This is a genomic window from Glaesserella australis, assembly GCF_003260095.1.
Classification (GTDB): Bacteria; Pseudomonadota; Gammaproteobacteria; order Enterobacterales; family Pasteurellaceae; genus Glaesserella; species Glaesserella australis.
Genome location: NZ_PTPX01000012.1, coordinates 20,754 through 35,382, shown reverse-complemented (window position 1 = coordinate 35,382; position 14,629 = coordinate 20,754). Strand labels below are relative to the sequence as shown.

The 14,629-nt window shown below is 41.1% G+C and carries 17 protein-coding genes; 14 read left to right on the top strand and 3 right to left on the bottom strand.

Going from position 1 to position 14,629, the window contains the following annotated elements; genetic code table 11:
- The first annotated feature begins 62 nt into the window (after positions 1–62).
- The 5 genes from crr (at position 63) to C5N92_RS05770 (ending at position 4,541) form a co-directional block, all read left to right on the top strand.
- Positions 63–566, top strand: coding sequence for a PTS glucose transporter subunit IIA (gene crr, locus C5N92_RS05790; protein ID WP_111749909.1), 504 nt, complete (start codon positions 63–65; stop codon positions 564–566).
- A 214-nt stretch (positions 567–780) separates the two neighbouring features.
- Entirely contained in the window at positions 781–2,208 is a 1,428-nt protein-coding gene (miaB, locus tag C5N92_RS05785; protein ID WP_111749922.1) for a tRNA (N6-isopentenyl adenosine(37)-C2)-methylthiotransferase MiaB, read from the top strand.
- Between the two features lie 59 nt (positions 2,209–2,267).
- Positions 2,268–2,726 (top strand): DUF986 family protein, encoded by a 459-nt coding sequence (locus tag C5N92_RS05780; protein ID WP_111749908.1) that lies wholly within the window; start codon positions 2,268–2,270, stop codon positions 2,724–2,726.
- A complete protein-coding gene (manA, locus tag C5N92_RS05775) occupies positions 2,723–3,931 on the top strand; it encodes a mannose-6-phosphate isomerase, class I (RefSeq protein WP_111749907.1) in 1,209 nt (402 codons plus the stop codon). Before C5N92_RS05780 ends, manA begins: the two co-directional genes overlap by 4 nt.
- 97 nt (positions 3,932–4,028) lie before the next feature.
- Positions 4,029–4,541, top strand: coding sequence for a hypothetical protein (locus C5N92_RS05770; RefSeq protein WP_111749906.1), 513 nt, complete (start codon positions 4,029–4,031; stop codon positions 4,539–4,541).
- Between the two features lie 97 nt (positions 4,542–4,638).
- Here C5N92_RS05770 and C5N92_RS05765 read toward each other — a convergent pair whose 3' ends face one another.
- The gene (locus C5N92_RS05765) at positions 4,639–5,844 is read right to left on the bottom strand and encodes a ribosomal protein uL16 3-hydroxylase (protein WP_111749905.1); all 1,206 of its coding nucleotides are present in this window, start codon (positions 5,842–5,844) and stop codon (positions 4,639–4,641) included.
- A gap of 76 nt (positions 5,845–5,920) precedes the next feature.
- Positions 5,921–6,712, bottom strand: a complete 792-nt coding sequence (locus C5N92_RS05760; RefSeq protein ID WP_111749904.1) for a BPL-N domain-containing protein — start codon at positions 6,710–6,712, stop codon at positions 5,921–5,923.
- Between the two features lie 78 nt (positions 6,713–6,790).
- Between C5N92_RS05760 and C5N92_RS05755 the strand changes: the two genes are divergently transcribed.
- From C5N92_RS05755 to xerC, 9 genes are all read left to right on the top strand, one after another.
- Positions 6,791–7,357 carry a biotin transporter BioY gene (locus tag C5N92_RS05755; protein ID WP_111749903.1) on the top strand — a complete coding sequence of 189 codons (567 nt, stop codon included), beginning with the start codon at positions 6,791–6,793 and terminating at the stop codon, positions 7,355–7,357.
- A gap of 129 nt (positions 7,358–7,486) precedes the next feature.
- Complete coding sequence (gene glyQ, locus C5N92_RS05750; RefSeq protein WP_111749902.1) at positions 7,487–8,395, top strand: glycine--tRNA ligase subunit alpha; 909 nt, start codon at positions 7,487–7,489, stop codon at positions 8,393–8,395.
- 22 nt (positions 8,396–8,417) lie between these two features.
- Positions 8,418–9,035: a glutathione S-transferase gene (locus C5N92_RS05745; protein WP_111749901.1), complete on the top strand. Its 618-nt coding sequence runs from the start codon at positions 8,418–8,420 to the stop codon at positions 9,033–9,035.
- Between the two features lie 9 nt (positions 9,036–9,044).
- Entirely contained in the window at positions 9,045–9,308 is a 264-nt protein-coding gene (locus tag C5N92_RS05740; protein ID WP_111749900.1) for a hypothetical protein, read from the top strand.
- A 43-nt stretch (positions 9,309–9,351) separates the two neighbouring features.
- The gene (locus C5N92_RS05735; RefSeq protein WP_111749899.1) at positions 9,352–10,416 is read left to right on the top strand and encodes a PDDEXK nuclease domain-containing protein; all 1,065 of its coding nucleotides are present in this window, start codon (positions 9,352–9,354) and stop codon (positions 10,414–10,416) included.
- A gap of 55 nt (positions 10,417–10,471) precedes the next feature.
- Positions 10,472–10,963, top strand: coding sequence for a hypothetical protein (locus tag C5N92_RS05730; RefSeq protein WP_111749898.1), 492 nt, complete (start codon positions 10,472–10,474; stop codon positions 10,961–10,963).
- A gap of 22 nt (positions 10,964–10,985) precedes the next feature.
- Entirely contained in the window at positions 10,986–13,052 is a 2,067-nt protein-coding gene (glyS, locus tag C5N92_RS05725; RefSeq protein WP_111749897.1) for a glycine--tRNA ligase subunit beta, read from the top strand.
- 69 nt (positions 13,053–13,121) lie between these two features.
- Positions 13,122–13,412, top strand: coding sequence for a DUF5377 family protein (locus C5N92_RS05720; protein ID WP_111749896.1), 291 nt, complete (start codon positions 13,122–13,124; stop codon positions 13,410–13,412).
- Between the two features lie 6 nt (positions 13,413–13,418).
- A complete protein-coding gene (gene xerC / locus C5N92_RS05715; protein WP_111749895.1) occupies positions 13,419–14,318 on the top strand; it encodes a tyrosine recombinase XerC in 900 nt (299 codons plus the stop codon).
- A 1-nt stretch (position 14,319) separates the two neighbouring features.
- On the opposite strand, the gene C5N92_RS05710 is transcribed toward xerC, so the two are convergent.
- Positions 14,320–14,580 carry a YfhL family 4Fe-4S dicluster ferredoxin gene (locus tag C5N92_RS05710; protein ID WP_111749894.1) on the bottom strand — a complete coding sequence of 87 codons (261 nt, stop codon included), beginning with the start codon at positions 14,578–14,580 and terminating at the stop codon, positions 14,320–14,322.
- Positions 14,581–14,629 lie beyond the last annotated feature (49 nt).

Below are 14,629 nucleotides of genomic sequence, written 5' to 3'. Positions count from 1 at the left end.
AAATATAAAATTCTCGTATAAAATGTGCGAGAATTTTGTTCATTTAATAATGGAGATTGAATATGGGATTTTTTGACAAACTATTTGGCGGCAAAAAAGAAGATGCTGCGAAAGAAGTAAAAATCTATGCACCACTTTCAGGTGAAATTGTAAATATTGAAGATGTACCCGATGTAGTATTTTCAGAGAAAATTGTTGGTGATGGTATTGCAATTCGTCCTACCGGAGATACTATTGTTTCACCTGTAAATGGAACAATCGGTAAAATCTTTGAAACAAATCATGCATTCTCAATTGAGTCGGACGAAGGTATTGAGTTATTTGTCCACTTTGGTATTGATACAGTTGAATTAAAAGGTGAAGGATTTACTCGCCTTGCTGAAGAAGGTCAAAAAGTGAAAGTGGGTGAACCAGTAATCAAATTTGATCTTGCGCTTCTTGAAGCCAAAGCAAAATCAGTATTAACACCTGTGGTTATTTCAAATATGGACGATATCACCAATTTACAAAAACTTTCTGGTGAAGTAGTGAAAGGTGAAACAGTTGTTCTTGCACTAACCAAATAATCATTTATCAATTGATTTTTCAGACCACAGGTTTTCCCTGTGGTTTTTTTATAGCTGTAAATTGCAAAATTTCTCCAATATCTGACCGCTTGTCACATGAATTTGTTATAGCCATAAAATACACAACAAGGTAAAATAGCTCAGGATTTTGCGTAAAGGAATGCCCTTTACGCTTTTATTTTCTTACTTACTGATTTATCTATTATTGAACAAAATGGCAAAATTACATATTACCACTTGGGGCTGTCAAATGAACGAGTACGACTCGTCAAAAATGGCAGACCTATTAAACAGCACCCACGGTTTAGAATTAACCGATAATCCAGAAGATGCAGATGTGTTACTGCTCAACACTTGCTCTATTCGTGAAAAAGCACAGGAAAAAGTGTTTTCACAATTAGGACGTTGGAAGAACTGGAAAAAAGATAAACCAAATTTAATCATTGGCGTAGGCGGCTGTGTGGCGTCACAAGAAGGGGAGCATATCCGTGAACGTGCACCTTTTGTGGATATTGTGTTCGGACCACAAACCTTACATCGTTTACCTGAAATGATTAACCAAATCCGTGGCGGTAAAAGCTCGGTGGTCGATATCAGTTTCCCTGAAATTGAAAAATTTGACCGCTTGCCAGAACCTAGAGCGGAAGGTCCGACTGCGTTTGTGTCGATTATGGAAGGCTGTAACAAGTACTGCTCGTTCTGCGTGGTGCCTTATACTCGTGGCGAAGAAGTGAGCCGTCCTGTTGATGATGTGTTATTTGAAATCGCACAACTTGCCGCTCAAGGCGTGCGTGAAGTGAACTTGCTCGGTCAAAACGTAAATGCGTACCGTGGCGAAACTTTTGACGGCGGTATTTGTACTTTTGCGGAGTTATTGCGTTTAGTGGCAGCAATTGACGGTATCGACCGCTTGCGTTACACCACTAGCCACCCGATTGAATTCACTGACGACATTATCGAAGTTTACAAAGACACTCCTGAATTGGTGAGCTTCTTGCACTTACCGATCCAAAGTGGTTCAGACCGTGTTTTAACGATGATGAAACGTAACCACACGGCATTAGAGTATAAAGCAACAATCCGCAAATTGCGTGAAGCTCGCCCTGATATTCAAATCAGCTCAGACTTTATTGTCGGTTTCCCAGGCGAAACGGCGGCGGATTTTGAGCAAACAATGAAAGTGATTGAGCAAGTTAATTTCGATATGAGCTTTAGTTTTATTTACTCTGCACGTCCAGGTACGCCAGCAGCGGATCTACCTGATGATGTCAGCGAAGAAGAGAAAAAAGACCGCTTGTACCGCTTACAACAACGTATCAATAACCAAGCGTTGCAATTTAGCCGTGCGATGTTGGGAACAGAACAGCGTATTTTGGTGGAAGGACCATCGAAAAAAGACATTATGGAATTAACGGGGCGTACAGAGAATAACCGTATCGTCAATTTCCAAGGTACTCCAGATATGATCGGCAAATTCGTTGATGTAAAAATCACCGATGTTTACACAAACTCTCTGCGTGGCGAAGTGGTGAGAACGGAAGATGAAATGGGCTTACGTGTGATCGAATCTGCCCAAAGCGTAATGAACCGTACCCGCAAAGAAGATGAGCTGGGTGTGGGGAAATATGTGGTGAATTTGTAAAAACTAAAGAGAAAAAGACCGCTTGTTGTTAAAATACAGGCGGTTTTGAATTTTAAGGTATGACTAATATTCTTCTCGTTTTGATTATTTGTTTTAGCTTGCTGTATGTTATATACGATCAGCTTATAATGGATAAATTAAAAGGTAAAACAATATTAACTATTCGATTAGCTCGCCAAGCGGGAATTGATTCGGGTATTCTGATTTTTCTAATTGTAGTAACTCTATTTCAAGGGTTACAAAATGGGATAGCTTCTTCAACAGTATTTTTACTGTTTGGCTGTATTGTTTTGGCTGTTTATTCTGCTTTTATTCGTTATCCAAGATTATTATTGAAAGAGCAAGGTTTTTTCTTCGGTAATATTTATTTTCTTTATAGTAATATTGCACAAATAAATTTGTCTGAACAGCGAGTACTTGTTATTGATTTGAAAAATAATAAGCGTTTATATGTTCGGATTCAAAAGGAAAATGATATTGAAAAAGTAGTTGCTTTTTTTGGAGGATATAAAGAGTGATTTTTAAATTAGTTGGACAATATCAACATTATGATTGGGGTGGTGAGAATTTCATTCCAAATTGGTTGAAACTAAAATCAAGAGAAAAGAAACCTTATGCTGAATATTGGCTAGGAGCGCATCGTTCAGCCCCTTCTATGATTGAATTTGAAGGGCAGTGGTTAGCCTTAGATCGTGTATTGGATAAAGCGCCGCAACTCTTAGGTGAAAGATCCCGTGAACAGTTTGGCGATGAATTACCTTATTTATTGAAAATTTTAGATGTAAAGTTACCGCTTTCAATTCAATTGCATCCAACAAAAAAAGAAGCTGAATATGGCTTTGAACGAGAAAATGCAGAAGGAATACCATTAAACGCTCCAAACCGTACTTATAAAGATCGTAACCATAAACCAGAAATGATGGTTGCATTGTCTGATTTTTGGTTATTACATGGTTTTAAATCAGAAGACGAGATCAAAGAGAGTTTATATAAACACCCTTCTTTACAACCTTTAGCGAAAGCAATTGATGAGCAGAGCTTATCGACCGTTTATGCACACGTTATGCAAGCTGACCAAGAACAGTTAGCAGAATGGCTTTTGCCGATTATTGAGAAACAACGAGAAGCCTATCAACAAGATAAATTAAAACTAGACGATCCTGATTATTGGGTGTTATTTACGCTAGATGCGATGAATATTTCTCTTGATAAATTAGATGCAGGGTTAGTTTGTTTTTACTTTTTCAATATTGTAAATGTTAAAAAAGGAGAAGGTATTTACCAAGGTGCAGGTTTACCACATGCCTATTTGCGTGGACAAAATATTGAACTAATGGCGGCATCTGATAATGTGATTCGCGGTGGTTTAACATCAAAATATGTTGATATTCCTGCATTGTTGCATACGATTGATTATCGTGCGATTAGCCCTAAAATTATTCCCGATGTTTTGGAAGATGAAAATTCGCCAATACACCATTATTCGACGCCTGATGCTCAAGATTTTGCGATGCAACGTTTAGAATTAAAGCCATTTGCAGAAGAGAATTTTTATGCAGATAGTGCGTCTATTTTGCTGGTTATGTCGGGAAGCTTGTATATTGATTTAGGGGAAGATTCTATTTATTTACAGCAAGGAGAGTCAGTTTTTATTGCATCTATGAGTCATGTTGAGATTGTAGGTGAAACTGATGGTTATGCTATTATTGCAACATTACCTTAATGACATGAATTAATTTAAAGATCTTTGGATTATTTTAATATAAACCTTTAGAATACTCGGGAAAATTTCATTCAATCGCTAAAATAAGGAGTTCAAAATGAAATTAATTAAATCTCTTATTGCATTCTCTTTAACAGCACTTTTGGCGTTGGTCGCTCATGCAGAGACAACTAAAATCGCACCTAAAGTAGAGGAAAAAAGTGTACAGAAAAATGCAGCACAAACGAAACTAGATCAAAATTTAAAACGCTTTTCAGACGCAATTACTGTTAAGTTCTTAGGTATTAATGTAACAAAAGATGATAAAAATCAGGCTATTCTTAATTTTAAATATTCGGTAGAGAATAAAAGTAAGAGAAATATTCGAACTGTTCATTGGGCGAGTAATTATATGGTTGGAGATAAAGTGATTTTGGTTCAAGATATGCCAGTATCATTTAAAAACAACTTAAAACGCGGAACAACAAGTGAGCTAGTATTCTCTGTACCATTTAACAATTTACCTAAAGAAACTCAAGCTATTCTAAGCCAGCCACAAGTTGCTATTAGTGCAAATTATCAAGCGAGAAGTATTGTGTTTTCTAATGGTTCAAAAATTATTGTTCAATAATTTTATGTAGTTGCCTGATAATGTTAAATAAAAAATGTTGAGAGTAATGGTAACTCTCAACATTTTTTAACAAGGCTGATAGAGCTATTTAATTTTATTATTCACTTTCTTCTAATACTGCCCAACCACTGTCTAACCAATCACAAAGCGTATCAAGTAACAACTCAAGTTCATCTTGATTCTCTACTCTAGAAGCCAGTTTGTTCCACGAAATCGCATCGCCGTTGGCAATTCTAATCAGTAAATTCGCTTCCGCTTCATTGAGTTCATCAATCCATTCGCCATTGACATAGACACGCAATGGGTTTTCCGTATAGAGAATTTTGACATTCGCATCTTGTTGCACCCAACCGCCCGCTTCTAGTACTTCTTGTACTTCGTCAGGGTAAAATTCGTTATCTTCGGTTAATTGCTCGTAGCGACGAGTACTCACCGCAGTGGCTACGCTGTGGGTGAAGATCTCATCGAACTGTGTTGAATTTTGTAGAAGGTCAATCAAACGATCTTTCAAGGTTGCGACCATTTTCGGATCGAGCAACGCATTCGGTTGTACATTCGGCGATAAGCGAAATGGGATCGCAAATTGTGAATTTGGTATAATTTCTCCTTGATGCTCAATGGTTTTGCACAGATTTTCGAGTAAATCTATCGCATTTGGGAAACGCAAACCAAAAGAGAAGGTCAAGCAATCATCTTGGGCAACGCCATAGTGAGAAAGGCGAGACGGCACATAAAGCACGTCGCCTGGGGCAAGCACTTCATCGAAAATCAGATCGCCCATATCGTCAAAAATGCGGATCGGCTGATTTGGCTTAAATTCGGTACTCGGATCGCACCATTTGCCGAGTTGCCAACGGCGATGACCGTAACCTTGCACAAGGAATACATCATATTCATCATAGTGTCTGCCAACAGAACCGCCTGCTGGTGCATAAGAGACCATAATATCATCACGTTGCCATTGCGGAATATAGCCAAAGGCTTGCCATAATGCCCCTAACTCTGGCGACCATTGTTCTAAATTTTGCACCAACACAGACCACTGCTCTGGCAAATTATCAAAATCGTCTGCAGATAATGGGCTACGTTTGAGCGACCATTTCTCACCATCTGCCGTTTGATGAGTTTGGATCAAACGAGAGGTGACATCTTCTTCCTGTGCCAGCTCAATGATGTCCTGTGGTTCAAAAAGCCCAACAATTTGTGGCAATCCATTACGAATTAATAGCGGTCGTTTTTGCCAATAATTTTGCAAAAAGTCTTCAGGGGTAATGTTTTCAGGTAAGCAGAACGGGATATTCATAGTCAGCTCCTTAAGCACGTAATTTAAAGTATCATTCTAGCAACTTAGCCGTAGATTGCCAAATAACTCGGTAACGTTATGCTTGCGTTTTGTTAGGTATGTCACATTTTATCGCTATTTCATTCAGCAATCGCTGGATTTTGTCCCAAATAGACTTACTGTTCATCTGTGCGAGTTGCTCACAAATGGCTTGTTCTTGCTTATATTCTGACGCATTTGGGGTATGTTTAACGACATATTGCTGATAAATAGGGGCTTGTAATTCAAAATGAACACCCGAAAGGAGAAATTTCCCTTTTCCATAATTCCCATAAACGATAGCAGGACGATCTCCTGAATACCAAGCAAAAACGTTATCTATCGAGGTAGATTCAGATAAAAAGGTGGGGCCGCCGTGATAATAAAATGCGGATTGATTGTCATCGTCAAAGGTTAATGTGGTAAAGGCTTTTGAGTCAGCTGTTTCACCATAATATTGTTGGTTTGTTAAATCTGGCAGTGATCCTACCGCTATCCCATCAAAAAATGCCAACTCACGTTGCTCAAACACCGAATAATCCTTCCCAGTGAACTCAATTTGTTTGGTGGCATAGTAAGCACCGGCACAAATACCGAGATAGAAGCCGCCATCTTGCACAAATTGTTGAATTTGCTGATTGCCTAGCCCATTTAACTTTGCACAATAAGGCCGATCTGCCCCGCCGGGTATAATCAGCATTTGGCAATGAGCTAATTTGCCCGCAATAATATCTGGTGCTTTAATCACTTTGGTAGGGAGATGAAGTTGTTCTTCTACAGCGACTTGTAGCGAGTGTACACCGACTTCACTGGTTCCTTCGTCAGCATAAATATAAACTGGTCTTACCATTCTTTTTCAACGTAAAATACTTCATTTCAAACAGAACTTTAGTATAATTTATCTTCTTTTTTAATCAAAGGAGACAGCATGTTTAGTGCACAACTTTCCCAAGCAAAAAAATGGCTAGAAGCAAATCAAGCACTTGCTTTTATTGCTAAATCTATTATTGGAGCAAATTTAATCGCTATCTTTGCTCAAATTTCTGTTCCGATGTATCCCGTGCCGATTACTGGACAAACGTTAGCATTAACCGTTGTCGGCTTCGCTTTAGGGCGTAAAGCTGCCGTTTCTGCGGTACTGCTTTATTTATTTGAAGGTGTGATTGGCTTACCTGTGTTTGCCAATGGCGGATCAGGTTTTCAATCTCTACTTGGTCCATCAGGCGGTTATTTGATCGGCTTTGTACCAACAGCGTATCTATTAGGCTATTTTAGCGACAAAGGTGTGCTTAACTCTTTCTGGAAAAGTGTTGCCGCCGCATTAGCTGCAACGGTCGTTACCTTTGCATTTGGCTTAGCTCAATTATCACTCTTTGTGCCAAGCGACAAAGTGCTTGAGTTCGGTTTATATCCATTTATTATCGGTGGTGTCATTAAAGCAGTCCTTGCAAGTGTACTTGTTATCCCATCTTATAAATTCTTCTCAAAACTGTAATTTATTAAGACCTTGTGATTGTCACAAGGTCTTTTTTCTTCACAAATTTTTGCAAAAAATTCCCACCATTTGACCGCTTGTCAGCTATAATACCGCACATTTTTGAATGAATTTTTAGGAAAAAGCATAATGACAGCGAAATTTAACGTAAAAACCTTTCAAGGTATGATTTTAGCCCTGCAAGATTACTGGGCAAGTCAAGGGGCAACGGTGGTTCAGCCGTTTGATATGGAAGTGGGTGCGGGTACATCTCACCCGATGACTTGCTTGCGTGCACTTGGCCCTGAGCCAATGGCGTTTGCCTATGTTCAGCCATCACGCCGCCCGACAGACGGTCGCTATGGCGAAAACCCAAATCGCTTACAGCACTATTACCAATTCCAAGTGGTGATCAAACCATCACCAGATAACATTCAAGAACTCTATCTTGATAGCCTTAAAATGTTAGGTTTCGACCCAACTCAAAACGACATTCGTTTTGTGGAAGATAACTGGGAAAACCCAACGCTAGGGGCGTGGGGCTTAGGTTGGGAAGTGTGGCTCAACGGTATGGAAGTGACCCAATTTACCTATTTCCAACAAGTCGGCGGCTTAGAATGTAAACCAGTCACTGGCGAAATCACCTACGGTTTAGAGCGTTTGGCGATGTACATTCAAGGCGTGGACAGCGTGTACGAGCTCGTTTGGTCGGACGGCCCACTCGGTAAAACCACTTACGGCGATGTGTTCCACCAAAACGAAGTAGAACAATCCACCTACAACTTTGAATATGCGAATACCGACTTCTTATTCTATTGCTTCGACCAATACGAAAAAGAAGCTCAAGAACTGTTAAACCTTGAAAAACCGTTGCCACTTCCAGCTTACGAACGCATCTTAAAGGCGGCTCACAGCTTCAACTTACTTGACGCACGCAAAGCGATTTCGGTCACCGAACGCCAACGCTATATTTTACGCATTCGTACCTTAACTAAAGGCGTTGCGGAAGCATATTATGCAAGCCGTGAAGCGTTAGGGTTTCCGGGGTGTAAAAAGTAAGTAATCAAAAAGGGGAAAGTCAATGAAACTTTGGTATTCGACAACAAGCTCGTTTGCACGTAAAACGGTGGCAACATTGAAATATCATCAACTTGAAGATCGAGTTGAGATGTTGCGGATCACTAATTCATTTGATCCCGATTCCCCGCACAATCAAGACAACCCGTTAGGGCGAATCCCCGCGTTACAAATGGAAGACGGAGAATGGCTGTTTGGCAGTTTTTTGATTAGCCAATATTTGGACGGCATTGGCACACAGCCGACTTTATTTCCAACCAATGAAAAGCAGTGGAAAGTATTGAGTTTGCATTCTTTAGTAGAAGGCATTTTAGAAAATACCACGCCAACGATTGTGACCGAACGCCGCTTTCGACCTGAGAATGAGTGGTGGAAAGTGCGCCACGAGCAGCTAATGAACCGCAATATCCGCAGTTTTAAACAGCTGGAAGAGAAGTTAGCCGAGTTTGGTGATGAGCTCAATATCGGCACATTAACGGCGGTTTGTCTGATTGATTGGTGGCAGTTCCGCCCTGATAACACAGGCTATGATTTAGCAAAAAATTTCCCTAATCTAACCGCTTGGACAGCGATGATGAATGAGAAATATCCAGCGCTGAAAGCAACGCAACCAAGTTTATAGGAAAAGATAATGACCAAACCGATTTTATATTTCGCCCATTGGTGTCCTGATACAGCGCCTTTTGTCGCCGAACTCCAACGTTTAGGCGTGGATTATGAAGCCGTGGATATTACCGCAAGCGGTGCGAACTTTAAGCCGTTTTTAAGATTGCGTGATCGCCATAAGGCTTTTGATAATGCCAAAGTAAATGGCTATATCGGTATTCCTGCGTTGCTGTTGGAAGATGATCGGGTTGTATTAGATTTGGCTGAATTAAAAGGGATTTTCGGCTAAAAGAGCGGTCAAATTTTTGTCCGATTTTGCAAAAGGAAACGATATGTCAAAGCAGCAAGCCATCACAAAAACTGAACATTCAATGGCATTTATCAGTGAAATCAGTCAGTTAATCCATTCATCTAAACAACGAATGGCGGTGGCGGTTAATGCTGAATTGACCTTGCTCTACTGGCATATCGGCAAGCGAATTAACGACTATATTTTGCAAGGGGAACGGGCGAAATATGGGGAAGAAATTGTCCACACTTTAGCGACGACCTTAACGGAGCAGTTTGGGAAAGGCTGGAGTAAGCGAAATCTAAATTATATGATGCAATTTGCGACAACGTTTCCGGATATTCAAATTGTGCACACACTGTGTGCACAATTGAGTTGGTCGCATTTTAAACAAATTCTTGTTATTGATGACCCGATTAAACGTGATTTCTATGCAACAATGGCAGCCCAAGAAAGATGGTCGGTGAGAACCCTTGACGAACGTATCGGCTCGCTACTATTTGAACGCACGGCGATTTCGAAAAAGCCTGATGAAACCATTGTGCAAGAACTCGCCTTGTTGAGAGAAAAAGGCGAATATAATCAATCGTTAATTTTAAAAGATCCTTATGTGTTGGATTTTCTTGATCTGAATGATCGCTATATGGAGAAAGATCTCGAAGATGCGATTTTGCGTGAGATCGAGCAGTTTTTACTGGAGTTAGGGGCAGGATTTACCTTTATTGCTCGCCAAAAACGCATTCAGATCGATAACGATGATTTTTATATCGACTTGCTGTTTTACAACCGTAAACTCAAACGTTTGATTGCGATAGAATTAAAAACCGAAGCCTTTAAACATTCGCACAAAAGCCAAATGGAACTTTATTTAGCGTGGCTGGCAAAATATGAGCAAGAAGAAGACGAAAACCCACCGCTTGGTATTATTCTTTGCACATCGAAAAAGCAAGAACAGGTGGAATTGCTGGATTTAAAACAGTCCGATATTCATATCGCCGAATATAAAACCGTGCTACCAAGTAAAGAAGTGTTGGAACAACGTTTACATTTGGCGGTGGAAAGGGCGAAGCAGAGATTTGGCAGAAGTGAAAACGGAGTGAGAGATTAATTCAACCAATAGCTTTCTAAGCTATATATTTTCTTTTGACATTTGGAGAACAACTATGAATAAAGTATTATTAAAATTAATTAGCTTAGGCGTAATAGGATTTATTTTAACTAGCTGTGAGTCAAGCCATAATACTTATAGTGGAGCTATTATTGAACAACCTAAACAAGAAGAAAATTGGACTAGGCAACCACTTGAAAATGCAAAATACCTAAAACAAGGAATGACTGAGACAGAAGTTATTCAAATTATGGGGGAGCCTGTCACAAGAGAATTCCAAGGAAGAAGATCTGCATTGCAATGGTGCTCAACTGGCACCATAGGAACTAATAATCCATATGATAGATTTCTTCTTGCTGCCTTTACTGATGAAAAACTAACTGAGATTAAAAATTTCTCTAATAAAGATGAATTTGCACAAATTTCAGCACAAGTAGAACAATATGGCGGTATTGATTGTTCAAGCCTAATTCAAAATGTACATTGGTTAGATCAACCAAATCAAATCATTGAGTATAGAACAAGAGATATGCATCAATATCAATAATTTATTACAATGAGATAAAACAATGACAACACAAAACTTCCTAGCCGAGATCGGCACTGAAGAGTTGCCGCCGAAGGCACTCAAAAAATTAGCGACCGCGTTTGCGGAGAATGTAGAAGCGGAGTTGAACCAAGCGGGTTTGGCGTTCGATAAAGTAGAATGGTTTGCGGCACCACGTCGTTTAGCCGTGAAAGCGTTAGGTTTGGCGACAAGTCAGCCGAGCAAAGAAGTGGAAAAACGTGGACCGGCAGTGTCGGCGGCGTTTGATGCGGAGGGCAAGCCGACCAAAGCGGCGGAAGGCTGGGCGAAAGGCTGCGGCATTTCCGTTGAACAGGCGGAGCGTATTGCCACCGACAAAGGCGAATGGCTGGTTCACCGTGCGGTGATTGAAGGTCAGCCGACCAAAAACTTGTTAGTCGGTATGATTAGCAACGCCTTGGCGAAATTGCCTATCCCGAAAACAATGCGTTGGGGCGATAAGGCGGAGCAGTTCGTGCGTCCTGTTCACACCGTGACCTTATTGTTGGGCGATGAGCTGATTGACGGCGAAATTTTAGGCGTGAAAAGCGGCACAACCATTCGTGGACACCGTTTCCTTGGCGAACGTGAATTCCAAATTTCTCACGCGGATCAATACCCTGCGTTGTTGAAAGAAAAAGGCTCAGTGATCGCCGATTTCAACGAACGTAAAGCGTTAATTTTGGCAAAATCGCAAGAAAAAGCGACCGCTTTAGGCGGCGTTGCGGACATTGAAGAAGACTTGTTAGACGAAGTCACGTCCCTTGTGGAATATCCGAACGTGTTGGCAGCGAAATTTGAAGAGCGTTTCCTTGCCGTGCCTGCGGAAGCCTTAGTTTACACAATGAAAGGCGACCAAAAATACTTCCCGATTTATGATAAAGACGGCAAATTGCTACCGCACTTTATTTTTGTTTCGAACATCAACCCTGAAGATCCAAGCAAAATCATCGAAGGGAACGAAAAAGTGGTTCGCCCACGTTTAACGGATGCGGAATTCTTCTTCAAAACCGACTTAAAACAGCGTTTGGAAGACCAATTACCACGCCTTGAAACCGTATTGTTCCAACAACAGCTCGGCACATTGCGTGACAAAACCGCTCGCATTGAACAGCTTGCTGGCGAAATTGCGAAACAAATTGGAGCAGACGAAACCAAAGCGAAACGTGCTGGCTTACTCTCAAAATGCGACTTAATGACCAATATGGTGTTTGAGTTTACCGACACACAAGGCGTAATGGGTATGCACTACGCTCGTCACGACGGCGAAGATGAAGAAGTGGCGGTGGCGTTGAACGAACAATATATGCCACGTTTTGCTGGCGATGAATTGCCGAAATCGCTGGTGGCAAGTGCCGTTGCGTTAGCGGACAAATTCGACACGCTTACGGGGATTTTCGGTATCGGTCAAGCACCAAAAGGCAGTGCCGACCCATTCGCTCTACGCCGTGCAGCATTAGGTGCGTTGCGTATTATTGTGGAGAAAAACTTACCGCTTGATCTTGCAGAAATCGTGAAAAAATCGACCGCTCTTTTCGGCGACAAACTAACCAACAGCAACGTGGTGGAAGAAGTCGTGGACTTTATGCTCGGACGTTTCCGTGCGTGGTATCAAGACGAAGGCATTGCAGTGGACGTAATCCAAGCGGTGCTCGCTCGCCGTCCAACTCGCCCAGCGGATTTTGATGCCCGTGTGCGTGCCGTGTCGCACTTCCGCACTTTAGACAGTGCCGAAGCCTTAGCAGCAGCGAACAAACGTGTGAGCAACATTTTGGCGAAAGCGGATATTGCAATCGGTGCAATCGATCTCACCGCTTGCATAGAGCCGGCGGAAAAAGCGTTGGCAGAAGCGGTGCTTACCCTTGAAAAAGAAGTTCAACCGTTAATCGCACAGGGTGATTACACCGCAGTGTTAGACAAGTTGGCAAGTTTACGCCAGCCAGTCGATAACTTCTTCGACAACGTAATGGTAAATGCAGACGATCAAAAACTGCGTCAAAACCGCTTAGCGATCTTAAATACGCTACAAAACTTGTTCTTACAAGTGGCGGATATTTCGTTGTTGCAATAATTTCAGCCGTTCAGACCGCTTGTACAAGCGGTCTTTTTTCAATAAAAAGATGCAAACACAGAGGTAAAAATGTCAGTAAAAAGCGAAGTTTTATTCAGCAATCAATGGGACGTGCGTATCAGCGATCCTGGTTTAGAAGGAGCGTTAAGTCATTATTTTGAAACGGTTTATTTGAAACTTGAAGCCCATATTGATAGCGAAAAAGTGAGCTATGAATTTACTCGCAAAGTCGAAAATGAAGTCCAAACCCATTGTATTTTCCACAATGCCGATGAGCTATTTAAATTCCTTGCGGAGTATCTCGGTCCTGTTGCGTTGGGCAATATCGGAGTGAAAATCGGTAAATTAGGTTTAGCATAATCTTCTATGGCAACACCCCTTTATCAGCAAACACAGCCTTATTGGGATTTTTTGCGGATTGAAAAACAAGCCAGCCCGCATACGTTAAGTAACTATCAACGGCAGCTACAAGCGGTCTGTGAAATGTTACAAAAAGCAGACGTAGCCCATTGGCAAGATGTTGATGCATCAACGATCCGATGGATTTTATCGCAAAGCCATAAACAAGGATTGAGAGCGAAAAGTATTGGCTTACGCTTAGTGGCGTTACGCCAATTTTTAGCATTTTTGGTGAAACAAGGGGAGTTAAAGGTCAACCCAACGTTGGGGATCAAATCCCCTAAAGCGAACAAACATCTTCCTAAAAATATTGACGCTGAGCAGATTGGGCAGTTGCTAAATATTGAGAGTAACGAACCGCTTGATCGACGAGATGTGGCAATGATGGAGCTCATGTACAGCTCTGGATTGCGTTTATCGGAATTACAGCAGTTAGATTTGGGTGATATGGATCTTGCCAGTGGCGAAGTTCGTTTATTGGGTAAAGGGAATAAAGAGCGGATTGTACCGATTGGCTCTAAAGCACTTGATGCAATACAGAAATGGCTTGCGGTGCGAGGGCAATTTCAGCCTAAAGATAATGCGGTATTTTTGAATCAACGTGGCGGGAGGCTCTCTCACCGCTCGATTCAGTTGGTGATGAAAAAATGGGGACAGAAACAAGCGTTAGATACGCATTTGCACCCCCATAAACTACGCCACTCTTTTGCGACCCATATGTTAGAAGCAAGCCAAGATTTAAGGGCGGTACAAGAGTTACTTGGACACAGTAGTTTATCGACCACACAAATTTATACACACCTTGATTTTCAACATTTGGCAAAAATTTATGATTCAGCCCATCCAAGAGCCAAAAGGAAAAAATAAGCTATAGCTTATCTGCATGGTGAATCAACACAAAGCGTTCCCAAAGTTGCTCATTGGTTTCAATGTGTTCAGGATCGGTAATAATACAATTGTTGATCGGGCAAACTTTTTGGCAAGTTGGTGTTTCGTAATGACCTACACATTCAGTACAAAGATCGGGATCGATAACATAGATTTCATCACCCATTGAGATCGCTTGATTTGGGCATTCGGGTTCGCACATATCGCAATTAGTACATTTGTGAGTGATCAATAAAGCCATTTTTCCGCCGTATCATATTCTAAAAGCTAGCGATTATACCTTTCCTAGT

Excerpts from the sequence above, each read along its gene's own strand:
- C5N92_RS05760 (WP_111749904.1), bottom strand. The coding sequence starts at position 6,712 with ATGGTAAGACCAGTTTATATTTATGCTGACGAAGGAACCAGTGAAGTC.
- C5N92_RS05730 (WP_111749898.1), top strand. The coding sequence starts at position 10,472 with ATGAATAAAGTATTATTAAAATTAATTAGCTTAGGCGTAATAGGATTT.
- glyS (WP_111749897.1), top strand. The coding sequence starts at position 10,986 with ATGACAACACAAAACTTCCTAGCCGAGATCGGCACTGAAGAGTTGCCG.
- C5N92_RS05780 (WP_111749908.1), top strand. The coding sequence starts at position 2,268 with ATGACTAATATTCTTCTCGTTTTGATTATTTGTTTTAGCTTGCTGTAT.
- glyQ (WP_111749902.1), top strand. The coding sequence starts at position 7,487 with ATGACAGCGAAATTTAACGTAAAAACCTTTCAAGGTATGATTTTAGCC.
- C5N92_RS05765 (WP_111749905.1), bottom strand. The coding sequence starts at position 5,844 with ATGAATATCCCGTTCTGCTTACCTGAAAACATTACCCCTGAAGACTTT.
- C5N92_RS05720 (WP_111749896.1), top strand. The coding sequence starts at position 13,122 with ATGTCAGTAAAAAGCGAAGTTTTATTCAGCAATCAATGGGACGTGCGT.
- C5N92_RS05755 (WP_111749903.1), top strand. The coding sequence starts at position 6,791 with ATGTTTAGTGCACAACTTTCCCAAGCAAAAAAATGGCTAGAAGCAAAT.
- xerC (WP_111749895.1), top strand. The coding sequence starts at position 13,419 with ATGGCAACACCCCTTTATCAGCAAACACAGCCTTATTGGGATTTTTTG.
- C5N92_RS05740 (WP_111749900.1), top strand. The coding sequence starts at position 9,045 with ATGACCAAACCGATTTTATATTTCGCCCATTGGTGTCCTGATACAGCG.
- C5N92_RS05770 (WP_111749906.1), top strand. The coding sequence starts at position 4,029 with ATGAAATTAATTAAATCTCTTATTGCATTCTCTTTAACAGCACTTTTG.
- C5N92_RS05745 (WP_111749901.1), top strand. The coding sequence starts at position 8,418 with ATGAAACTTTGGTATTCGACAACAAGCTCGTTTGCACGTAAAACGGTG.
- C5N92_RS05735 (WP_111749899.1), top strand. The coding sequence starts at position 9,352 with ATGTCAAAGCAGCAAGCCATCACAAAAACTGAACATTCAATGGCATTT.
- miaB (WP_111749922.1), top strand. The coding sequence starts at position 781 with ATGGCAAAATTACATATTACCACTTGGGGCTGTCAAATGAACGAGTAC.
- crr (WP_111749909.1), top strand. The coding sequence starts at position 63 with ATGGGATTTTTTGACAAACTATTTGGCGGCAAAAAAGAAGATGCTGCG.
- C5N92_RS05710 (WP_111749894.1), bottom strand. The coding sequence starts at position 14,580 with ATGGCTTTATTGATCACTCACAAATGTACTAATTGCGATATGTGCGAA.